Raw genomic sequence first — 20,488 nt, forward strand, 5'->3', positions numbered from 1 at the left:
CTCACTACTGACTAACCTGAAAATCAGTCAGCGAAGTCAGTCGGCTGCTCGCCTTCCTTAACTTCCTTCATGGACAGCTTAACGCGACCACGATTGTCTACATCCAATACCTTCACCAGAACTTCCTGACCTTCGCTCAGCTCGTCAGTTACGTTCTCGATGCGGCGATCAGAGATCTGGGAAATGTGAACCAGACCATCCTTACCCGGCAGAATGTTAACAAAGGCACCGAAGTCCACAATGCGCTCCACGCGCCCCTTATAGATTGCGCCCACTTCGATCTCGGCGGTGATTTCCTTGACCCGGTTTACAGCAGCCTGAGCGGCGGCAGCATCAGCGGCATAGATCTTCACGTTGCCGTCGTCGTCCAGATCGATGGAGGCACCGGTCTCGTCGCAGATACCACGAATGGTCGCGCCACCTTTACCGATAACATCACGGATCTTGTCCGGATGGATCTTGATGGTGGTGATGCTTGGCGCACGGTCAGACAACTCGGCACGGGATTCGGAGATCACCTTGTTCATCTCGCCCAGAATGTGCAGGCGCGCAGCATTGGCCTGTTCCAGAGCAAGTTCCATGATTTCGTCGGTGATGCCCTGAATCTTGATATCCATCTGCAGGGCGGTAACGCCCTCTTTGGTACCGGCAACCTTGAAGTCCATGTCGCCCAGGTGGTCTTCGTCACCCAGGATGTCGGTCAATACAGCGAACTTGTCGCCTTCCTTGACCAGACCCATGGCAATACCTGCCACCGGCGCTTTCAGAGGCACACCGGCATCCATCAGAGCCAGGGAAGAACCACACACGGAAGCCATGGAGCTGGAACCGTTGGATTCCGTGATCTCGGATACCGCACGGATAGCGTACGGGAACTCTTCGATGGTCGGCATAACCGCAGCTACACCTCGCTTGGCCAGGCGACCGTGGCCGATTTCACGACGGCCCGGAGTGCCCATACGGCCAGCTTCGCCTACAGAGTACGGAGGGAAGTTATAGTGGAACAGGAACGGATCTTTACGTTCGCCTTCCAGGGCATCGATGGTCTGCACGTCACGGGTGGTACCCAACGTAGCAGTAACAATCGCCTGGGTCTCACCACGGGTAAACAGCGCAGAACCGTGAACCGACGGCAGTACACCCACTTCCACTTCAATCGGGCGAACAGTCTTGTTGTCGCGACCGTCAATCCGGGGCTTACCCTCGATAACCTGCTGACGAACAACCGACTTCTCGACCTTGCCGAAATATTTTTTCACTACGTCTTCGGTCGGCTGGTTGTCTTCTTCACCGGCCAGCTTTTCAACAGCAGCGCTCTTGATCTCGCCCAGACGCTCATAACGAGCCATCTTGTCGCGGATGGCGTAGGCTTCTTCGATGGCGCCACCGAATTCAGCCTGGATAGCATTCAGAAGCTCAGTGTTCTCAGCCTCCGGCTTCCACTCCCAACGCGGCTTGCCGTTTTCAGCAGCAAATTCCTTGATGGCGTTGATGGCTGTCTGCATTTCCTGGTGACCAAACAGCACGGCACCCAGCATCTGGTCTTCCGTCAGGCCTTTGGCCTCGGATTCAACCATCAATACCGCATCGTCGGTACCGGCAACGACCATGTCCAGCAGGGACGTACCGAGCTCTTCGAAAGTCGGGTTCAGGAAATAGCCTTTCTCGTTGGTATAACCCACACGAGCTGCACCGATAGGACCGTCGAAGGGGATGCCCGAGATAGCCAGGGCGGCTGAAGCCGCGATCATCGCTGCGATGTCCGGATCGTGATTCTTGCTGGCCGACATAACCGTCAACACAACCTGGACTTCGTTCATGTAACCAGTCGGGAACAGCGGACGGATCGGACGGTCGATCAGACGGGAGGTCAGCGTCTCTTTCTCGGACGGACGACCTTCACGCTTGAAAAAGCCACCCGGGATCTTACCCGCGGCGTAGGTTTTTTCCTGATAGTTCACGGTCAGAGGGAAGAAACCCTGGCCCGGCTTCGGCTCTTTGGCACCTACCACAGTGCCAAGAACAGCGGTATCGCCAGTACTAACCAGAACGGCGCCGGTGGCCTGGCGCGCAACACGGCCAGTCTCTAGGGTGAAGGTCTCGCCACCCAGTTCAAATGTTTTGATACGTGGTTGCAGTTCCACAGCAGACTCCTGCATTTTCAACGTTTATAAATTCCGACGAATGACCCATTCATTCGTCGTATTCCAACAACTGCAGCCGTCTGATCAGTGAACCGAAAGGCAACCCGTCTGAAAGCTAACAGGCTGTTGCAAAACCCCGGCTTTGGTTCCCGGGCTTTCAACAACCTGCTATCAATAGCGGCTTTCCATTGTGACAGGGAAAATCCTTCGGTTTCACAGACAAATCAACTGCAGCAAAAAACGCCATCTGCTCGTTCGGAGAGATCGAGGCAGAAAGCGGGAGAGAAGCACGGCTGAACCCGGAAAACCCGGGCCAGCCATCAGGTCGCTACACCCGGATTAGCGACGCAGACCCAGACGCTGGATAAGTTCCAGGTAACGGTCAGCGTTTTTGCGCTTCAGGTAATCCAGCAGCTTACGACGCTGGTTAACCATCCGGATCAGGCCACGGCGGGAATGGTGATCCTGCTTATTGGCCTTGAAATGACCCTGCAGCTTGTTGATGTTGGCAGACAACAGAGCCACCTGTACTTCAGGGGAACCGGTATCGCCTTCACCTTGCTGGTAATCAGTAACGATCTGAGCTTTCTCACTGGCAGACAGTGCCATATTTCACCTCATTGTTTGCGATGCATATCTGTTCAGCCGAACCGCGCATCTCTACAGCCCGGCTAATCAGCAAAAGGCTTGTTACCTTTTACTGCTCTTGACCAGTCGGCGCGGCACCAGTTGCGTGCCTGTGCCTTCCGGCATTGCTTCTGCCAGCCCGACAAAGGAATGCTCGCCATAGAGGCGCACAAACCCTTCGAAAGGCTGATCAGGTATTCTAACCGGTTGTCCGTTCAAGATCGACACCAGCAACGTGCCCGACAGGCGGTATTCCGGAAACATGGTCAGAGCAGTTTCCGGAGGCAGCAACAAGCCATCAAGGCTTTCCCCCTGCTCACGCATGGCCTCCAGGTCTTTCACATCGCAGGCATCGGCCAGCGTGTAGCCCGTCGCCAGGGTACGACGCAGCGCGCTGACATGAGCACCACAGCCCAGCGCCTCGCCAATATCCTCAACCAATGAGCGGATGTACGTACCCTTGGTGCAGGTAACCGCCAGATCAAGTTCCTGCTCACGGACGGCCAGCAATTTCAGCTCGTAAATCGTCACTGGCCGCGCCGGGCGCTCAATCTCGATGCCCTCACGGGCGTATTCGTACAGCGGCCGACCGTTGTGCTTCAGGGCCGAATACATAGAAGGGACCTGTTGAATGTCGCCGCGGAACGATTCCAGTACGGCTTCAACGTCGGCTTCGGTCAGGGCCGGAACGGTGGTTTCCGCAACGATCGCGCCCTCACTGTCACCTGTTTCGGTTTTCACTCCGAGACGGGCGGTCGTGATATAGGCCTTGTCGCTGTCGAGCATGGTCTGGGAGAACTTGGTCGCCTCACCAAAGCACAACGGCAGAACTCCGGTAGCCAGCGGGTCAAGCGCCCCGGTATGGCCGGCTTTCGCCGCACCATACAGGCGCTTCACTTGTTGCAGAATCCCGTTGGAGGTCACGCCCTGAGGTTTATCGATCACCAGAATGCCGCTTACATCACGGCCTTTGCGTCTTCGGCTCAAGCGTCACGCTCCGGGTTGTCAGAAACCGGGTCATCGTTGTCATCACGCGGAACGGAGGGCTTGTCGCCAACCGCTTCACGAATCAGTTTGTCCATCTTGCGACTTTGACCCAACAGCTTATCAAAGTGGAACCGCAGCTGAGGTACCACGCGGAGCTTCATCGCCCGGCCAACCTGGCCACGAAGAAACCCTGACGCTTTGTTAAGCACTGTGAGGGAATCCTGAACTTCCGGGGACTCCTCGGTCAGCTCTTCCGTAGACAACAGCGAAACGTAAATATCGGCATAGCCCAGGTCACGGCTGACTTTCACATCATTGACGGTGACCATACCAACGCGAGGGTCTTTCACCTCGCGCTGGATCAGCTGCGCCAGCTCTCGCTGCATCTGATCGCCAATGCGATCTACGCGACTGTATTCCCGTGCCATCAGGCCCCCGTAGACTCAAGCTTACGTTCAACGCGGACGCGATCAAATACCTCGATCTGGTCGCCCACTTTCACGTCGTAGCCTTTAACACCAATACCACACTCCATGCCGTTACGGACTTCCTGGACGTCGTCCTTGAAGCGACGCAGAGACTCCAGCTCGCCTTCAAAGATCACCACGTTGTCACGCAGCACGCGAATCGGCTTGTTACGGTATACGTTGCCCTCGGTCACCATACAGCCAGCTACCTGGCCGAACTTCGGTGAACGGAACACATCACGCACATCGGCAATACCAACGATGTCTTCGCGGAACTCCGGCTTGAGCATACCGGTCAGCGCTGCTTTCACGTCATCAATCAGGTTGTAGATGATGCTGTAGTAGCGCAGATCCAGACCTTCCTGCTCAACCAGGCGCTTGGACGCGGTATCGGCACGAACGTTGAAACCAAAGATGACGGCATTGGTGGCCATGGCCAGGCTGACGTCGGTTTCAGCGATACCGCCAACACCAGAGGATACGATCTTCACCTGAACCTCATCGTTACCCAGGTCCTGCAGGGCCTTGGTAATAGCTTCCAGAGAACCACGCACGTCGGTTTTGAGAACGACATTCAGGGTTTTGACTTCGTCTTTACCCATGTTCTCGAACATATTCTCGAGCTTGGCGGCCTGTTGACGCTGCAGACGCTGCTCGCGCTCGCGGGTCTGGCGGAACTCAGCCAGCTCTTTGGCCTTCTTCTCGTCGGCCACGGCGAAGAACTCGTCGCCGGCATCCGGCGTACCGTTAAGGCCGAGGATTTCAACCGGAATAGAAGGGCCGGCCTCTTTTACCTGGCGGCCAGCTTCGTCGGTCATGGCGCGAACCTTACCGAAGAAGGCACCGGCCACAACCATTTCGCCCTGGCGCAAGGTACCGTTCTGTACCAGTACCGTGGCCACAGAACCACGGCCACGCTCCAGGCTGGATTCAACCACAACGCCTTTCGCTACGGCATCCGGAGACGCATCCAGTTCCAGAATCTCGGCTTGCAGCAGTACCGCCTCGAGCAGGTCGTCGATGCCCGCACCGGTGTGTGCAGAGACTGGCACGAACTGCACGTCGCCGCCCCAGTCTTCGGGGATCACGTCCAACGCAGAGAGCTCGTTCTTGATCCGGTCAGGATCGGCCTCTTCCTTGTCCATCTTGTTGATGGCAACGACGAGGGGAACACCGGCTGAGCGAGCGTGCTCAACGGCTTCCTTGGTTTGCGGCATTACGCCGTCGTCGGCGGCCACAACCAGAATGACGATATCGGTACACTGGGCACCACGCGCCCTCATGGCGGTAAATGCCGCGTGGCCCGGAGTATCCAGGAACGACACCATGCCGTGATCGGTTTCTACATGGTAGGCACCGATATGCTGGGTAATACCACCGGACTCACCCGAGGCAACCTTCGCACGACGGATATAATCAAGCAGCGAGGTCTTGCCGTGGTCGACGTGACCCATCACGCTGACAACCGGCGCCCGTTTGATTTTTTCCTTGCCTTCGTTATCGCCGGTGATTTCACTCAGCACTTCTTCCTCAAAGGCATCCTCACTGACCGACTTGGGCTTATGGCCCAACTCTTCGGTCACCAGAACGGCCGTTTCCTGATCCAGCGCCTGGTTGATGGTAGCCATGACGCCCATACCCATCAGGGTTTTAATAACATCAGCGGCCTTAACGGCCATGCGCTGGGCGAGATCACCAACGGTGATGGTTTCCGGAATTTCTACTTCTCTTACCATGGGCTTTGTGGGCCTCTCGAAAGCATGACGCTTTTCTTTCGGTTTCTTTTTGGCCCGCAGCTGTTTACGAGGAACCGTTTCTTCCTCGTCCTCTGAAATCACCAGAGGCTCTTCTACCGGACGGCTGCGAGGGCCGCGGTGGCCAGCCTGCTTCTTCTTAGGCTTGCCTTCTTCGATATCGTCGCCGCGCTCACGCACCTTCTCTTTCTTCTTCTTGGGCTTGCGATCCCGACCTTCCTCCTCGGGCGGAGGCATGGGAATATCCTCCGGCGCGATGGCAGGTTCTGCGGTTTCTGGAGCAGCTTCCGGAGCAGTCCCGGCTTCGGCTTCTAGCGGCGCCGGTGTGTCTGTGCCGGACTCCTCAGCAGGCGCTGCTTCCGCTGCCACTTTCGGCGCCTCTTCCGCCGGCGCCTGTTCGGCTGTCGGCGTCTGCACCGGCTCTTCCGTTACCGGCGCTTCGGCTTCCGGCTCGGGCTGCAGCTCTGCGCGCTTGATGTAGGTGCGGCGTTTGCGCACTTCTACATTGACGGTCTTGGCCTTACCGGCCTTCAGTGTCGTCGTGGTTTTGCGCTTCAGTGTAATCTTGCGTGGTTCAGCATCCGCATCGCCATGCGTTTTTCTCAGATAGGCCAGCAACTGCTGCTTCTCATCGCTGGTGACAGCATCGTCTTCTTTGCGGGCCTTGAGCCCGGCCTCAACGATCTGCTTCAGCAAACGATCCACGGGAGCGCCTACATCTGCGGCCAGTTGTTTTACCGTTACTTCAGCCATACTGGTCCTCCTCTCCCGAATCAGGCCTGGTCTTCAAACCAGGGTGCGCGCGCAGTCATAATCAGCTGACCGGCGCGCTCTTCATCCATACCTTCAATTTCAAGCAGTTCATCAATCGACTGCTCCGCCAGATCTTCCATTGTCCGCACGCCCATGCCGGCCAGTTTGAAGGCCAGGCTACGGTCCATGCCGTCCATAGTCAGAAGATCTTCCTCAGGCTCTGAACCCTCCAGAGCTTCCTCACTGGCCAGCGCCTGGTTCAATAACACATCCTTGGCCCGGCGGCGCAATTCAGTGACGGTGTCCTCGTCAAAGCCCTCAATCGCCAGCATTTCTTCCATGGGCACGTAGGCCACTTCTTCGATAGAAGTAAAGCCTTCCTCAATCAGCACACTGGCAAATTCTTCGTCCACATCCAGATGAGCGGTGAAATGCTCAACCAGACGGTTGTGTTCCTGCTCCTGGCGCTCACCCGCTTCCTCTTCGGTCATCACGTTCAGAGTCCAGCCGGTCAGGTCGGTCGCCAGGCGAACGTTCTGGCCATTACGGCCAATCGCCTGAGCCAGGTTATCCTCAGCCACGGCGACCTCCATGGTGTGACGGTCTTCATCCATCACGATGGAAGCCACTTCTGCTGGCGCCATTGCGTTGATTACCAGCTGCGCCGGGTTATCGTCATAAAGCACGATGTCCACACGCTCGCCGCCCAACTCGTTGGAGACGGCCTGAACCCGGGAACCACGCATACCAACGCACGCGCCTACCGGGTCGATCCGGCGGTCGTTTGTTTTTACCGCAATCTTCGCTCTGGAGCCCGGGTCACGGGCCGCACCACGAATTTCGATCAACTCCTCAGCAATCTCGGGCACCTCGATGCGGAACAGTTCAATCAGCATCTGGGAATCCGTGCGGCTCAAAATCAGCTGCGGCCCCCGGTGATCGGTCCGGATCTCGAGCAACAATGCGCGCACGCGATCGCCCATCCGGAAAGTTTCCCGCGGAATAAGATGCTCACGTGGCAGCAGCGCCTCGGCATTAGCCCCCAGATCAACAATTACGTTATCGCGGGTAACCTTTTTCACGGTTCCGGAGACCAGCTCACCAACACGATCGCGATAGCTATCGACAATCTTGGTGCGCTCAGCTTCGCGAACTTTCTGGAAAATAATCTGCTTGGCGGCCTGCGCGCCAATACGACCAAAGGCAACGGACTCCACCTTTTCTTCGTGGGTATCGCCAGGCTTCAGGTCGGTATCAATCTCTTCCGCTTCCTGCAGGGTCAGTTCAGTGCCCAGCGCTGGCACTGCATCGTTATCAACCACCAGCCAACGGCGAAAGGTTTCGTACTCTCCGGTGCGGCGATCGATGGCAACCCGGATATCGGCGTCTTCGTCTTCGTAACGTTTTTTGGCCGCGGTAGCGAGTGCGAGTTCAATCGCCTCGAAAATTACATCCTTCTCGACACCTTTTTCGTTCGAGACGGATTCCACGACCAGCAAGATCTCTTTACTCATGGGATTGCCCTGCCCTCAAAATAAACCATACGTCTGAAAATTTATTCGAATATGTCACTCGAAAATCGGCACTATATTGGCTTTCTCAATACTGTCGAAAGGCAGCAGGTACTCGTGGTCATCCACAACAACCACCACCTCGTCACCGTCCACACCCTTGATCAGGCCCTGGAACTTGCGCCGACCTTCAAACGCCATACGCAACTTGATCTGAACCTGGTGACCGGTGAACGCCTCGTACTGTTCAAGGCGGAACAGAGGCCGGTCCATGCCGGGGGAAGACACCTCCAGGGTGTACTCGGTCTGAATCGGGTCTTCGACATCCATCACGCCGCTGACCTGCCGGCTGACTTTTTCGCAATCCTCGATACCAATACCGTTTTCGGCATCATCGATAAACACCCGGAGCTTGGAATGATGCCCCTGGGAGCGAAATTCAATGCCCCAGAATTCATAACCCAGGCCCTCGACCACCGGGCGCAGGATGTCTTCCAGTTGTTTCAGTTTGGCTGACAAGTGTCGCCGCCTCCATTTCCAGATTTTCAGGGTACAAAAACAAAAAAAGGGCTGTTGATCAGCCCTTTTATGCACCAGGGCCCTTGCGCCAGGCCCCTTAATCAAAAAGCCCCGATAGTTGGGGCTTTTTGTTGCAAGAATTCGCAAAACGCCAACCCTTTCGAGCGTCTTGCCGACAGACACCTGGCCTGCCTGGGAACCCGATCGACACAGGCTCCAATATCCGCGGCAGTATAATGATGCCGCACGGACTGGTCAAGGACTGACCAAAAAAAACGACCTGGTTTTGCCAAGCCGTTTTCTTCAATATGGTGCCCGGGGCCGGACTCGAACCGGCACGACTTTCGTCACTACCCCCTCAAGATAGCGTGTCTACCAATTTCACCACCCGGGCATCATTCTTTACTCGAGTTCGGGAAGCGTGTCCCCGCCCTCGGATTCGCTGCCTGCTCCTGCCTCGACATCAGTCGGGGCCTGCTCAGCCGGCGCGTTGACCTCGGCGGATTCCTGAACGACAGGAATACCCGCTTCACCAGCCACTTCTGCGCGCTGCTTGGCAAAGATAGCCAGCGAAAAACTTGTCACAAAAAAGATCACCGCCATGAAGGTGGTCATCCGGGTCAGGAAGCTACCACTACCCTGACTGCCAAACACCGTCTGTGAGGCACCACCACCGAAAGCTGCCCCGGCGTCCGCACCTTTGCCCTGCTGGATCAGAACCAGACCCACCAGCGACACGGCGATCACGACGTGAACAACAACTACCAGTGTTTCCAACCAATCCATACAGACTCTCGTAAACGTGTCGGCTTAGGCATCTGCCGGAAAAGCCCGGCAAATACTGATAAATTCTTCGGCCTTCAACGAGGCGCCACCAATAAGGCCGCCATCAATATCCGGCTCTGCGAATAGAGCGGGCGCATTATCCGCTTTTACACTGCCGCCGTAAAGTACCGAAACCTCATTCGCCGGCGCTTTCATGCCAGCAAGCACATTACGGATCTCCAAATGCATCGCTTGAGCGTCTGCGGCTGTTGCGGTTTTTCCGGTACCGATCGCCCAGACCGGCTCATAGGCAACAACAACCCGGCGCCATTGATCACCGGATACCGAAGCCAGCCCTTTGCGAACCTGAGCAGCGACCACGGACACCGCCTCACCGGCTTCCCGCTCTTCGAGCGTTTCACCCACGCAAAGCATCGCTGTCAGCCCGCTGGCAAGCACCTGCTTCACTTTTTCTGCGGCAACCCCGTCGGTCTCGCCGAAAAGCTGGCGACGCTCGGAATGGCCCACCAGTATATAAGCGCACCCCATATCACGGGCCATACCGGCGGAAATCTCGCCAGTGTATGCGCCGGCCTGCCATTGGGACACATTTTGCAACCCAGTGGCCACTTCGCCACCCGCAAACTCGGCGACTTCGCTCAGATAGATGGCCGGAGGAACAATCACGACCTCTACACCACCACTGCCGGACTGCTCGCTAATCGAGCCAACCAGGCGCTTCACCAGGTCTTTCGACCCGTTCATCTTCCAGTTTCCGGCAACAATTTTGCGACGCATCTCTGTCCTCGACAGTCCCGAACAAAAGGGAGGCGAAACTATACAGCAGTCATTGACCGCACACAACTACCCCTTCGACTTCAGGGTGTTGAGCGCTCCACCACCTGTGCCAGCTCCTCAACCACCCGGGAGATATCGTCAGCACTCTGACCCTCAGCCATCACCCGAATCAGGGGCTCCGTTCCGGAAGCACGAAGCAAAATGCGCCCGGCATCACCCAATGACGCCTCGGCACGCGCCATTGCTTCTACGATATCCGTGCGACTCAGTGGGTCAAACCGCTCATCAACACGAACATTGATCATCTTCTGGGGCAATTTACTCATACCCCGCCGCAACTCCTCCATAGTTTTACCTGACCGGCGCACTGCCAGCAGCACCTGCAGGGCGGAAACAATGCCGTCGCCCGTGGTCGTGCAATCACGGATAACCATATGGCCGGAGCCCTCGCCGCCAAGGGACCAGTTGTTGCTCAGCAGGCGCTCCATAACATAACGATCACCCACCTTGGCCCGTTCAAACGCAACACCCAGTTCACGAAGCGCCAGCTCCACTCCGAGGTTGGTCATCAGGGTCCCGACCACGCCCCCATCAAGACGACCCTCAGCCTGGCGCCGGGACGCGAGAATATAGAGCAACTCATCACCATCAACCTCCGAACCGTCGCGATCGACCATCAGCACCCGGTCGCCGTCACCATCGAACGCCACACCCAGGTCTGCATTTTTCTCCGCAACGGTTTGCCTGAGCGCCTCGAGATGGGTGGAACCGACGTTAAGGTTGATATTCAGACCATCCGGCTCGGCACCGATAACGGTCACTCTGGCCCCCAGTTCCCGAAACACCTTGGGTGCAACATGATAGGTCGCGCCATGGGCGCAATCCAGAACCAGGTGCATACCATCGAGGGTAAATTCGTTGGGCACAGTGCTCTTGCAGAATTCGACATAGCGACCAGGTGCATCATCAACCCGGCTCGCCTTACCCAGCTCCTCAGGACTGCACACCTCAATGGGCCGATCCAGCCAACGCTCGATTTCCGCTTCAAGGGCATCGTCCAGCTTGGTTCCCTCGGAGGAAAAAAACTTGATGCCGTTGTCATGGTGAGGGTTGTGGGAGGCACTGATGACAATCCCTGCGGATGCCCGGAACGTTCGGGTGAGATAGGCAATGGCTGGCGTGGGCATGGGGCCGAGAAGTTTGACATCAACGCCTGCCGCCGCAAGCCCCGCCTCGAGTGCGGATTCGAACATATAGCCGGACAGGCGGGTATCCTTGCCAATCAGGACGCTGTTACGCTGCCCCTGGCGTTTGAATGCCTGACCTGCGGCCCACCCCAGGTGCAACATGAACTCGGGAGTGATCGGGCGATCACCCACACGCCCACGAATGCCATCGGTACCAAAATATTTGCGCTGCGTCATCAGACTGCCTCCTTCGCTGCCCTTACGATACTTACCGCGTCCACCGTTTCCCGTACATCATGAACACGGAGAATGCTGGCGCCTTTCATGACCGCTATTGTCGCGGCAGCGAGACTGGCCGGCAACCGTTCATTAACATCCCGGCCGGTCACAGCACCCAGCATCGACTTGCGGGACAGGCCAATCAGCAACGGGTGCCCAAGAATATGAAGTTGCTCCAATGAAGCCAGCAACTGATAGTTATGGTCCACGCTCTTACCGAAACCAAAACCGGGGTCCAGAATAATATCCTCCGGGCGAACACCGGCACGCTCAGCCACTCTCATCCGCTCCACCAGGAACGCACTGACGTCCCGGCGCACATTCCGGTAACGGGGGTCTTTCTGCATGGTTTCAGGCTCGCCCTGAATGTGCATGATGCATACGGGAATACCGGCTTTGGCTGCCACCTCAGGCGCACCCTCGCGCTGCAGCGCACGCACGTCGTTGATCAGCCCCGCCCCCAGTTTTGCGGCCTCCGCCATAACTTTGGGGTTGCTGGTATCGATCGAAATGACCGCATCAAGCTCTCTGGCAATCGCCTCTACCACCGGGCAAACCCGGTCCAACTCTTCCTGGGTGGACACCGCAGCAGCCCCCGGACGTGTGGATTCGCCCCCGACATCAATAAACGATGCGCCATCGCTGACCATCTGGCGAGCCCTCAACAGGGCAGACTCCCGGGAATTAAAAAGCCCGCCATCGGAAAAAGAGTCGGGCGTAACATTAAGGATTCCCATCACGTGGCATCTGGACAGGTCCAGTTCGCGGCCAGCGAAATTCAGTTTCATAGCGAATCTTCCAAAGGCAGGGCGTCAGGCAGGAATAAAAACAAACGCCGCCCGGGAACCGGGCGGCGTCACTTTCTTCATTAAGAGATGGCCGGTCAGTGCTCGCCAGCCGGGCGACCGACACCGGGCTGGCGCCCGTCATCATCGCCCTGAGGCTTTGGAGCCGGCTCGGGCTCTTCGGCCGCCACACCGCCAGTTGGGCCGTTGCCACCCCAATTTTTCGGGGGCCGGGGCTCATTGCCAGCCATGATGTCATCAATCTGATAACGATCGATGGTTTCGTACTTCATCAGGGCCTCGGCCATCATGTCCAGCTTGTCCCGGTTATCCACCAGGATTTGCTTGGCCGACTCATAGCACGAGTCGATGATGTTTCTGACCTCTTCGTCAATACGCTGAGCGGTTTCCGGGGAGTACACGGTATGAGCTTGTCCCGCAGACCGGCCCAGGAACGGCTCTTCGCTATCGGTATCGTACTGCAGTGGCCCCAGTTTCTCGGACAGACCCCACCGGGTAACCATGTTCCGGGCCAGACTGGTGGCACGCTCGATGTCATTCGACGCGCCTGTAGTCACACCCTCAAAGCCCAGGGTCAGCTCTTCGGCAATACGACCACCGAACAAGCTGCAGATTGAACTGGTCAGGTAACGCTTGGAATGACTGTACTTGTCTTCCTCCGGCAGGAACATGGTGACACCCAGTGCCCGCCCGCGCGGAATGATACTGACCTTGTAAACCGGGTCGTGCTCGGGCATCAGCCGCCCGACAATCGCATGGCCCGATTCGTGATAGGCGGTATTCCGCTTTTCTTTCTCACTCATCACCATGGACTTGCGCTCGGCACCCATCATGATCTTGTCTTTGGCCAACTCCAGTTCTTCCATGGAAACCAGCCGCTGATTACGGCGAGCTGCAAACAGCGCGGCTTCGTTCACCAGGTTGGCAAGATCGGCACCGGAGAAGCCCGGTGTTCCTCGGGCGATCACACCCGGATCAATGCCATCGGCCAGGGGCACTTTCTTCATGTGCACCTTGAGGATCTGCTCGCGACCAATGATGTCCGGCAAACTCACCACCACCTGACGGTCAAACCGTCCCGGACGCAACAAGGCCGGGTCCAGCACATCCGGACGGTTGGTTGCGGCAATAACGATAACGCCTTCATTGCCCTCGAAACCGTCCATTTCGACCAGGAGCTGATTCAGGGTCTGCTCGCGCTCATCGTGGCCGCCACCCATACCAGCACCCCGGTGCCGACCCACGGCGTCGATCTCATCGATGAAGATGATGCAGGGGCTTTGCTTTTTCGCCTGCTCGAACATATCGCGTACCCGCGATGCGCCGACCCCGACAAACATTTCCACGAAGTCCGAACCGGAAATCGAGAAGAAGGGTACCTTTGCCTCACCGGCAATGGCTTTGGCCAGCAGGGTCTTACCGGTACCCGGCGGCCCCACCATCAATACGCCCCTCGGAATGCGGCCGCCCAGGCGCTGGAACTTGCTGGGGTCGCGCAGGAAGTCGACCAGCTCCTTTACGTCTTCTTTGGCCTCATCAACACCCGCCACATCCGAGAAGGTTGTCTTGATCTGATCTTCGCTCATCAGACGGGCCTTGCTCTTGCCGAACGACATCGGGCCTTTGCCGCCTCCGCCGCCCTGCATCTGGCGCATGAAGAACACAAACAGAGCAATAATGATCAATATCGGAAACGCGGCCACGAGCAGCTGCGTCCACAGGCTCTGGCGCTCCGGCTCCTTACCGATCACCTCTACGTTGTTGGCGAGTAGGTCGTCCATCAGCTTGTTGTCAGATACCTGGGGCCGGACGCTCTGGAACTGAGAGCCGTCATTACGGACACCCTGCACCTGCAAGCCATCAATCGTGACCTGCTGCACCTGGCCCTGCTGGACCATCTCGACAAACTGAGAATAATTAACTTGCTGTCCGGTGGTGGTGGGAGAGAAATTCTGAAACACCATCAACAGAACGGCGGCTATGATTAGCCAGAGAACCAGATTTTTTGCCATATCGTTCAAGGATCATCACCTGTGAATTGCAGGATTGGCGCCACAAGAGCATCAACCCTTTTCGACACCTTACACCAATTGTACGCCGGTAAACCAGAAACAGCGCATCCGGGACCTGATCGCGATATTACTTATATTGGAGGCTGTGAACTGAATTACAACACCTCCTGTAAGTGAATACGGCCATTTGTCGGGACCGGGGATCTGTTACAATCAGGCAATTATACGACGTTGCCAGCGGCTACACCGCTGACCTTTTGTTAATTGCACCAATTAAGAGATTACATCATGAGTCTTTCACCGGAACAGCGCCGGGAATACCGGGCCATTGCCCACAACCTCAAGCCCGTTATTATTGTTGGCGACAAGGGCCTGTCTGAGGGGCTTCAGGAGGAACTGGAGCGCGCCCTGAACGACCATGAACTGATCAAAATCAAAGTCGCCAGCCAGGATCGCGAAGTGCGCCAGGAGGCAATTCAGGCATTGTGTGAAGCCTCTGGCGCCGAACTGGTACAAAGCATTGGAAAAATTGCCGTGATTCTTCGCCGGGCGAAAAAACCGAACCCCAAGCTGTCGAACCTGCTTCGCAACCAATGAGCGGTTCAAGGCGATAAAAAAGCCGGCGCTGGTATTCCAGCGCCGGCTTTTTAAACTTCTCTCTCACCGCAAAGTCAGATGTATTCCACTTCGGAAATCTCGTACTCCACCGTGCCCGAAGGGATACGCACTGCCACCACGTCATCGACGTGCTTACCCACCAGGGCCCGCGCAATCGGAGACGACACCGACAGCTTGCCAGCCTTGATGTCCGCCTCATCCTCACCCACGATCTGATAGCACACCTCTTCGTCGGTATCGACGTTAATCAGATGCACGGTTGTACCAAAGATCACCTTGCCGGTGTTTTCCATGGTGGTTACGTCGATGACCTGCGCCGACGACAGCTTGCCCTCGATCTCCTGGATGCGCCCCTCGATAAAGCTCTGCTGCTCGCGAGCGGCATGATATTCCGCGTTCTCCTTCAGATCGCCGTGCTCACGGGCATCGGCAATGGCGGCAATCACTCGCGGCCGATCCTCGGACTTCAGCTTTTTCAGCTCCTCGCGCAGACGGTCTTCGCCCGCCTTGGTCATAGGTACTCTGTCAGCCATAGCCTTACTTTCCTGCGTGTAGTTCCTGGAGACGGCGAACCGTGCGTTCCGGGCCAAACTTGATGGCCCGGCAGAGGGCTTCGCCACCCGCCAGTGTGGTTGTGTAGGTTACTTTGGTCTGCAAGGCAGACTGGCGGATCTGCGCCGAGTCGGAAATCGCCTTGCGCCCCTCAGTGGTGTTAATGATTAACTGAACCTGGCCGTTCTTGATAAGGTCAACGATGTGGGGCCGCCCCTCACGCACCTTGTTCACCCGCTCAACGGCAATGCCCTCGGCTTCCAGCGCCTTGGCGGTGCCGGTGGTGGCAACAATCCTGAACCCGGCCTCTACCAGGTCACGCGCCACACTGGCAGCGCCCGGCTTATCCACATCGCGTACCGACATGAAAGCGACGCCCTGAGCCGGCAATCGCTCACCAACGGCCAGGGCCGCTTTCGCGAAGGCTTCATCGAAGCTGTCACCCAGCCCCATCACCTCACCTGTGGACTTCATTTCCGGCCCGAGAATCGGGTCTACCGCCGGGAACTTGTTGAACGGGAATACGGACTCTTTCACCGCGTAGTAAGACGGCACAATTTCCTGCGTGAAGTTCAGTTCCTTCAGGCTCTTGCCCGACATAACCCGTGCGGCAACCGCAGCCAGGGACGCACCAATCGCCTTCGACACAAAGGGAACAGTCCGTGAGGCCCGCGGATTCACCTCGATCACATAGATCTCGCCGTCCTGATACGCCAACTGCACGTTCATCAGCCCGATCACATCCAGTTCGATCGCCATCTTTTTAACGGCATCGCGCATCTGGTCTTGCACATCTTTACTGAGGCTGTAGGGCGGGAGGGAACACGCCGAGTCACCCGAGTGAACTCCGGCCTGCTCGATATGCTGCATGATACCACCAATCACCACATCCGTGCCGTCGCAGATGGCGTCGATATCCACTTCAATAGCGGCATTCAGGAAATGGTCCAGCAATACCGGACTGTCGTTGGAGACCAGCACCGCGTTGCGCATATAACGCACCAACTCGGTCTCATCGTAAACGATTTCCATGGCGCGCCCACCCAGGACATAAGACGGCCGCACCACCAGTGGGTAGCCGATTTCCCGGGCTGCCAGAATGCCTTCCTCGTGACTGCGCACGGTGGCGTTTTCCGGCTGCTTCAAACCCAGACGGGTGATCATCTGCTGGAACCGCTCACGATCCTCGGCACGGTCGATGGCGTCCGGGCTGGTGCCGATGATCGGCACGCCGGCCGCTTCCAGGCCACGGGCCAGTTTCAGCGGGGTCTGGCCGCCGTACTGGACAATCACGCCCTTGGGCTTCTCGACGTGAATGATTTCCAGCACGTCTTCCAGGGTAATCGGCTCGAAGTACAACCGGTCGGAGGTGTCGTAGTCGGTGGACACGGTCTCCGGGTTACAGTTGATCATGATGGTTTCGTAGCCGTCTTCACGCATGGCCAGGGCCGCGTGCACACAGCAGTAGTCGAATTCGATGCCCTGGCCGATCCGGTTGGGCCCGCCGCCGATCACCACGATCTTCTCTCGATCGCTGGCATCCGACTCGCACTCTTCCTCATAGGTGGAGTACATATAGGCGGTGTCGGAGGCAAACTCGGCAGCGCAGGTATCCACGCGCTTGTACACCGGGCGGATATCCAGATCGTGGCGCAGCTTGCGCAGGCTCACCTCGGAGATGCCCAGCAGTTTGGCCAGCCGTGCGTCAGAAAAGCCCTTGCGCTTGAGCCGGAACAGGGTGGCCTGGTCAATATCGGCCTTGCCAGCACTCTTCAGCGCCTGCTCTTCCTTGATCAAGTCCTCGATCTGTACCAGATACCAGGGGTCTACGTGGGTATGCTGATGCAGGTCATCCACGGTCAGCCCAGCCCGGAAGGCGTCACCGATATACCAGATACGCTCGGCACCGGGCACGTTCAGTTCACGGGTCAGGGTTTCCTGGGAGTCCTGGGAACTGAGATCTTCCAGTTTCTCGTCAAAGCCTTCGGAGCCCACTTCCAGGCCGCGCAGGGCTTTCTGCAGCGATTCCTGGAAGGTCCGGCCGATGGCCATCACTTCACCCACGGATTTCATCTGGGTGGTCAGACGGGCGTCGGCCTGAGGGAACTTCTCGAAGGTGAACCGGGGAATCTTGGTGACCACGTAGTCGATGGACGGCTCAAACGAAGCCGGCGTAACACCACCGGTAATCTCGTTCTGCAGCTCGTCCAGGGTATAACCTACCGCCAGTTTGGCCGCCACCTTGGCGATCGGGAAGCCGGTGGCCTTGGACGCCAGCGCCGAGGAACGGGACACCCGCGGGTTCATTTCGATAACAACCATGCGCCCAGTGTCCGGATTGATGCCGAACTGCACGTTGGAGCCGCCGGTTTCCACACCAATCTCACGCAGAACCGCCAGGGAGGCGTTCCGCATGATCTGGTATTCCTTGTCGGTCAGGGTCTGGGCCGGGGCCACAGTGATGGAGTCGCCGGTGTGCACGCCCATGGCATCGAAGTTCTCGATGGCGCAGACGATGATGCAGTTGTCCGCTTTGTCGCGCACCACCTCCATCTCGTACTCTTTCCAGCCAATCAGCGATTCGTCGATCAGCAGCTCGTTGGTCGGGGACAGGTCCAGACCGCGGGTACAGATTTCTTCGAATTCGTCGCGGTTGTAAGCAATACCGCCGCCGGAACCGCCCATGGTGAAGGACGGGCGGATGATACACGGGAAGCCAATATCGTCAGCCACTTTCCAGGCTTCGTCCATGGAATGGGCGATGGTGGCCCGCGGGCACTCCAGACCGATTTTCTTCATGGCCTTGTCGAAGCGGTCGCGGTCTTCGGCTTTGTCGATGGTGTCGGCATTAGCGCCGATCATTTCCACGCCGTGCTTTTCCAGTACGCCGTGTTTTTCCAGATCCAGCGCACAGTTGAGCGCGGTCTGCCCGCCCATGGTGGGCAGCAGGGCATCCGGCTTTTCTTTCTCGATGATTTTCTCGACGGTCTTCCAGGTGATCGGCTCGATGTAGGTGGCATCCGCCATCACCGGGTCGGTCATGATCGTCGCCGGATTCGAGTTCACCAGGATTACCCGGTAACCCTCTTCGCGCAGCGCCTTACAGGCCTGGGCTCCGGAGTAGTCGAATTCGCACGCCTGCCCGATCACAATGGGGCCTGCGCCCAGGATCAGGATGCTTTGGATGTCGGTACGTTTTGGCATGTCTTGGTCAACCTGTCAGCAACTTTTGAATTCTGGCAGCGCGATGGTCTGCGCCGGTGAGCTATCTGCGATGGCCTTGCCCTCAGGCAGATCGGCTTTCCATCAGCTGGATAAACTCGTCAAACAACGGTGCCACATCGTGCGGGCCCGGACTGGCTTCCGGGTGTCCCTGGAAGCTGTAGGCAGACTTGTCTGTGCGACGGATACCCTGCAGAGTGCCGTCGAACAGGGACTTGTGGGTGGCTTCAACGTTAGCGGGCAATGTGTCTTCATCCACCGCAAACCCGTGGTTCTGGCTGGTGATCATGACCGTGCCCTCGGCGATATCCTGCACCGGATGGTTGGCGCCGTGGTGGCCGTGACCCATCTTCATGGTCTTGGCGCCACTGGCCAGAGCCAGCAACTGGTGACCGAGGCAGATGCCAAACACCGGAATGTCGGTTTCCAGCACTTCCTTGATGGCGGTGATGGCGTAGTCGCAGGGCTCCGGGTCGCCCGGGCCGTTGGACAGGAATATGCCGTCCGGATTCATGGCCAACACCTCAGAAGCCGGTGTTTGGGCCGGCACTACGGTGAGATCGCAACCCCGGGCCGCCAGCATTCTCAGAATATTGAATTTCACGCCGTAGTCCCAGGCAACGACTTTGAACCTGGCGTTGTCACGCTCACCGTAACCTTCGGCCAGATTCCACTCAGTCTGGTTCCACTGGTAGGTTTCCGTGCAGGTCACCTCTTTGGCCAGGTCCATACCCTTCAACCCGGGGAAAGCGCCGGCCAACTCCAGGGCGCGTTCGGCAGTGGCGTTTTCACCGGCAACAATCGCTCCACTCTGGGAGCCTTTGTTCCGCAGAATGCGGGTCAGGCGGCGGGTATCAATGTCGGCAATACCAACAATGTTGTTGCTTCGCAGGTAATGATCAAGGCTGTCCTGGCTCCGCCAGCAACTGGCAAGCAACGGGAGATCCCTGATGATCAGTCCGGCGGCGTGAATGCGGTCGGATTCTACGTCTTCCTCGTTAACTCCGGTGTTGCCAATGTGCGGATACGTGAGGGTAACGAGCTGACGGGAGTAGGACGGGTCGGTCAGGATTTCCTGATAGCCGGTCATGGCGGTGTTGAACACCACCTCGCCGCTGGTTTCTCCGTCTGCGCCGATGGCAGTGCCGTAGAAGAGGCTTCCGTCTGCGAGTGCAAGGATTGCTGGTGTGCTCAAGGCTTGTATCCTCATCGAGTGGCGTAAGTTCGTCACGAACAGGAACGCAAGCGCATATTCAGGTTGCAAAAAAGCGAGACAGGGTAAAAACCCGGTCCCGCTTTCTTATAAACTTTTCAAAGGTACGCTTGGTGCAGTCAAACCGCATTATTGTAAGCGATTTTGGCGGTTTTTGTCCACGCCGAATTGCCCATACCAATATCTCCAAGCTCCGGTCGATGGTGCGGGCCTGTTCTCCGGAAACCGCTACAAGCACTTCCCTGTGCGCTTCTCTCCGGCCATCCATGGCCTC

17 protein-coding genes and 1 tRNA gene are annotated in these 20,488 nt (G+C 57.4%); 1 reads left to right on the plus strand and 17 read right to left on the minus strand.

Annotation, left to right across the window (positions count from 1 at the left end; genetic code table 11):
• Window positions 1–23: 23 nt before the first annotated feature.
• The 13 genes from pnp to ftsH form a co-directional block, all read right to left on the minus strand.
• The gene (gene pnp / locus ACP2AU_RS10140; protein WP_426376037.1) at window positions 24–2,159 is read right to left on the minus strand and encodes a polyribonucleotide nucleotidyltransferase; all 2,136 of its coding nucleotides are present in this window, start codon (window positions 2,157–2,159) and stop codon (window positions 24–26) included.
• A 324-nt stretch (window positions 2,160–2,483) separates the two neighbouring features.
• Window positions 2,484–2,753, minus strand: a complete 270-nt coding sequence (rpsO, locus tag ACP2AU_RS10145) for a 30S ribosomal protein S15 (RefSeq protein WP_426376016.1) — start codon at window positions 2,751–2,753, stop codon at window positions 2,484–2,486.
• An 81-nt stretch (window positions 2,754–2,834) separates the two neighbouring features.
• Complete coding sequence (truB, locus tag ACP2AU_RS10150) at window positions 2,835–3,758, minus strand: tRNA pseudouridine(55) synthase TruB (RefSeq protein WP_426376018.1); 924 nt, start codon at window positions 3,756–3,758, stop codon at window positions 2,835–2,837.
• On the minus strand, window positions 3,755–4,186 hold the full coding sequence (gene rbfA, locus ACP2AU_RS10155) for a 30S ribosome-binding factor RbfA (RefSeq protein ID WP_426376019.1): 432 nt from the start codon (window positions 4,184–4,186) through the stop codon (window positions 3,755–3,757). The genes truB and rbfA overlap by 4 nt, the downstream gene beginning before the upstream one ends.
• Window positions 4,186–6,732 (minus strand): translation initiation factor IF-2, encoded by a 2,547-nt coding sequence (gene infB / locus ACP2AU_RS10160; protein ID WP_426376020.1) that lies wholly within the window; start codon window positions 6,730–6,732, stop codon window positions 4,186–4,188. The genes rbfA and infB overlap by 1 nt, the downstream gene beginning before the upstream one ends.
• 20 nt (window positions 6,733–6,752) lie before the next feature.
• A complete protein-coding gene (gene nusA, locus ACP2AU_RS10165) occupies window positions 6,753–8,246 on the minus strand; it encodes a transcription termination factor NusA (protein ID WP_426376021.1) in 1,494 nt (497 codons plus the stop codon).
• Between the two features lie 54 nt (window positions 8,247–8,300).
• The gene (gene rimP / locus ACP2AU_RS10170) at window positions 8,301–8,762 is read right to left on the minus strand and encodes a ribosome maturation factor RimP (protein WP_426376023.1); all 462 of its coding nucleotides are present in this window, start codon (window positions 8,760–8,762) and stop codon (window positions 8,301–8,303) included.
• 309 nt (window positions 8,763–9,071) lie between these two features.
• Window positions 9,072–9,156 (minus strand) — tRNA-Leu (locus ACP2AU_RS10175).
• 8 nt (window positions 9,157–9,164) lie between these two features.
• On the minus strand, window positions 9,165–9,548 hold the full coding sequence (gene secG / locus ACP2AU_RS10180) for a preprotein translocase subunit SecG (RefSeq protein ID WP_426376024.1): 384 nt from the start codon (window positions 9,546–9,548) through the stop codon (window positions 9,165–9,167).
• Between the two features lie 24 nt (window positions 9,549–9,572).
• Complete coding sequence (gene tpiA / locus ACP2AU_RS10185; RefSeq protein ID WP_426376026.1) at window positions 9,573–10,325, minus strand: triose-phosphate isomerase; 753 nt, start codon at window positions 10,323–10,325, stop codon at window positions 9,573–9,575.
• A gap of 80 nt (window positions 10,326–10,405) precedes the next feature.
• Window positions 10,406–11,749 (minus strand): phosphoglucosamine mutase, encoded by a 1,344-nt coding sequence (gene glmM, locus ACP2AU_RS10190; protein ID WP_426376027.1) that lies wholly within the window; start codon window positions 11,747–11,749, stop codon window positions 10,406–10,408.
• On the minus strand, window positions 11,749–12,579 hold the full coding sequence (folP, locus tag ACP2AU_RS10195) for a dihydropteroate synthase (protein WP_426376028.1): 831 nt from the start codon (window positions 12,577–12,579) through the stop codon (window positions 11,749–11,751). The genes glmM and folP overlap by 1 nt, the downstream gene beginning before the upstream one ends.
• A gap of 95 nt (window positions 12,580–12,674) precedes the next feature.
• A complete protein-coding gene (ftsH, locus tag ACP2AU_RS10200) occupies window positions 12,675–14,618 on the minus strand; it encodes an ATP-dependent zinc metalloprotease FtsH (protein WP_426376029.1) in 1,944 nt (647 codons plus the stop codon).
• A 279-nt stretch (window positions 14,619–14,897) separates the two neighbouring features.
• On the opposite strand from ftsH, the gene yhbY reads away from it, so the two are divergent.
• Window positions 14,898–15,206 carry a ribosome assembly RNA-binding protein YhbY gene (yhbY, locus tag ACP2AU_RS10205; protein ID WP_426376030.1) on the plus strand — a complete coding sequence of 103 codons (309 nt, stop codon included), beginning with the start codon at window positions 14,898–14,900 and terminating at the stop codon, window positions 15,204–15,206.
• 74 nt (window positions 15,207–15,280) lie between these two features.
• Here the strand turns inward: yhbY and greA are convergent, their stop codons facing one another.
• The 4 genes from greA to ACP2AU_RS10225 all read right to left on the minus strand — a co-directional run.
• Window positions 15,281–15,760, minus strand: a complete 480-nt coding sequence (greA, locus tag ACP2AU_RS10210; RefSeq protein ID WP_426376031.1) for a transcription elongation factor GreA — start codon at window positions 15,758–15,760, stop codon at window positions 15,281–15,283.
• A 4-nt stretch (window positions 15,761–15,764) separates the two neighbouring features.
• The gene (carB, locus tag ACP2AU_RS10215; protein ID WP_426376032.1) at window positions 15,765–18,983 is read right to left on the minus strand and encodes a carbamoyl-phosphate synthase large subunit; all 3,219 of its coding nucleotides are present in this window, start codon (window positions 18,981–18,983) and stop codon (window positions 15,765–15,767) included.
• Between the two features lie 82 nt (window positions 18,984–19,065).
• Window positions 19,066–20,196, minus strand: a complete 1,131-nt coding sequence (gene carA / locus ACP2AU_RS10220) for a glutamine-hydrolyzing carbamoyl-phosphate synthase small subunit (RefSeq protein WP_426376034.1) — start codon at window positions 20,194–20,196, stop codon at window positions 19,066–19,068.
• Window positions 20,197–20,254: 58 nt separating this feature from the next.
• The coding region (locus ACP2AU_RS10225; RefSeq protein WP_426376036.1) for a hypothetical protein at window positions 20,255–20,488 on the minus strand (234 nt) is incomplete at its 5' end.

Origin of the sequence: Marinobacter sp. VGCF2001 (genome assembly GCF_049943275.1) — a bacterium.
Classification (GTDB): Bacteria; Pseudomonadota; Gammaproteobacteria; order Pseudomonadales; family Oleiphilaceae; genus Marinobacter.

Bases quoted from the DNA above. Each gene is read 5' to 3' on its own strand.
- pnp (WP_426376037.1), bottom strand. From the start codon at position 2,159: ATGCAGGAGTCTGCTGTGGAACTGCAACCACGTATCAAAACATTTGAA.
- rpsO (WP_426376016.1), bottom strand. From the start codon at position 2,753: ATGGCACTGTCTGCCAGTGAGAAAGCTCAGATCGTTACTGATTACCAG.
- rbfA (WP_426376019.1), bottom strand. From the start codon at position 4,186: ATGGCACGGGAATACAGTCGCGTAGATCGCATTGGCGATCAGATGCAG.
- infB (WP_426376020.1), bottom strand. From the start codon at position 6,732: ATGGCTGAAGTAACGGTAAAACAACTGGCCGCAGATGTAGGCGCTCCC.
- nusA (WP_426376021.1), bottom strand. From the start codon at position 8,246: ATGAGTAAAGAGATCTTGCTGGTCGTGGAATCCGTCTCGAACGAAAAA.
- secG (WP_426376024.1), bottom strand. From the start codon at position 9,548: ATGGATTGGTTGGAAACACTGGTAGTTGTTGTTCACGTCGTGATCGCC.
- tpiA (WP_426376026.1), bottom strand. From the start codon at position 10,325: ATGCGTCGCAAAATTGTTGCCGGAAACTGGAAGATGAACGGGTCGAAA.
- glmM (WP_426376027.1), bottom strand. From the start codon at position 11,749: ATGACGCAGCGCAAATATTTTGGTACCGATGGCATTCGTGGGCGTGTG.
- folP (WP_426376028.1), bottom strand. From the start codon at position 12,579: ATGAAACTGAATTTCGCTGGCCGCGAACTGGACCTGTCCAGATGCCAC.
- yhbY (WP_426376030.1), top strand. From the start codon at position 14,898: ATGAGTCTTTCACCGGAACAGCGCCGGGAATACCGGGCCATTGCCCAC.
- greA (WP_426376031.1), bottom strand. From the start codon at position 15,760: ATGGCTGACAGAGTACCTATGACCAAGGCGGGCGAAGACCGTCTGCGC.
- carB (WP_426376032.1), bottom strand. From the start codon at position 18,983: ATGCCAAAACGTACCGACATCCAAAGCATCCTGATCCTGGGCGCAGGC.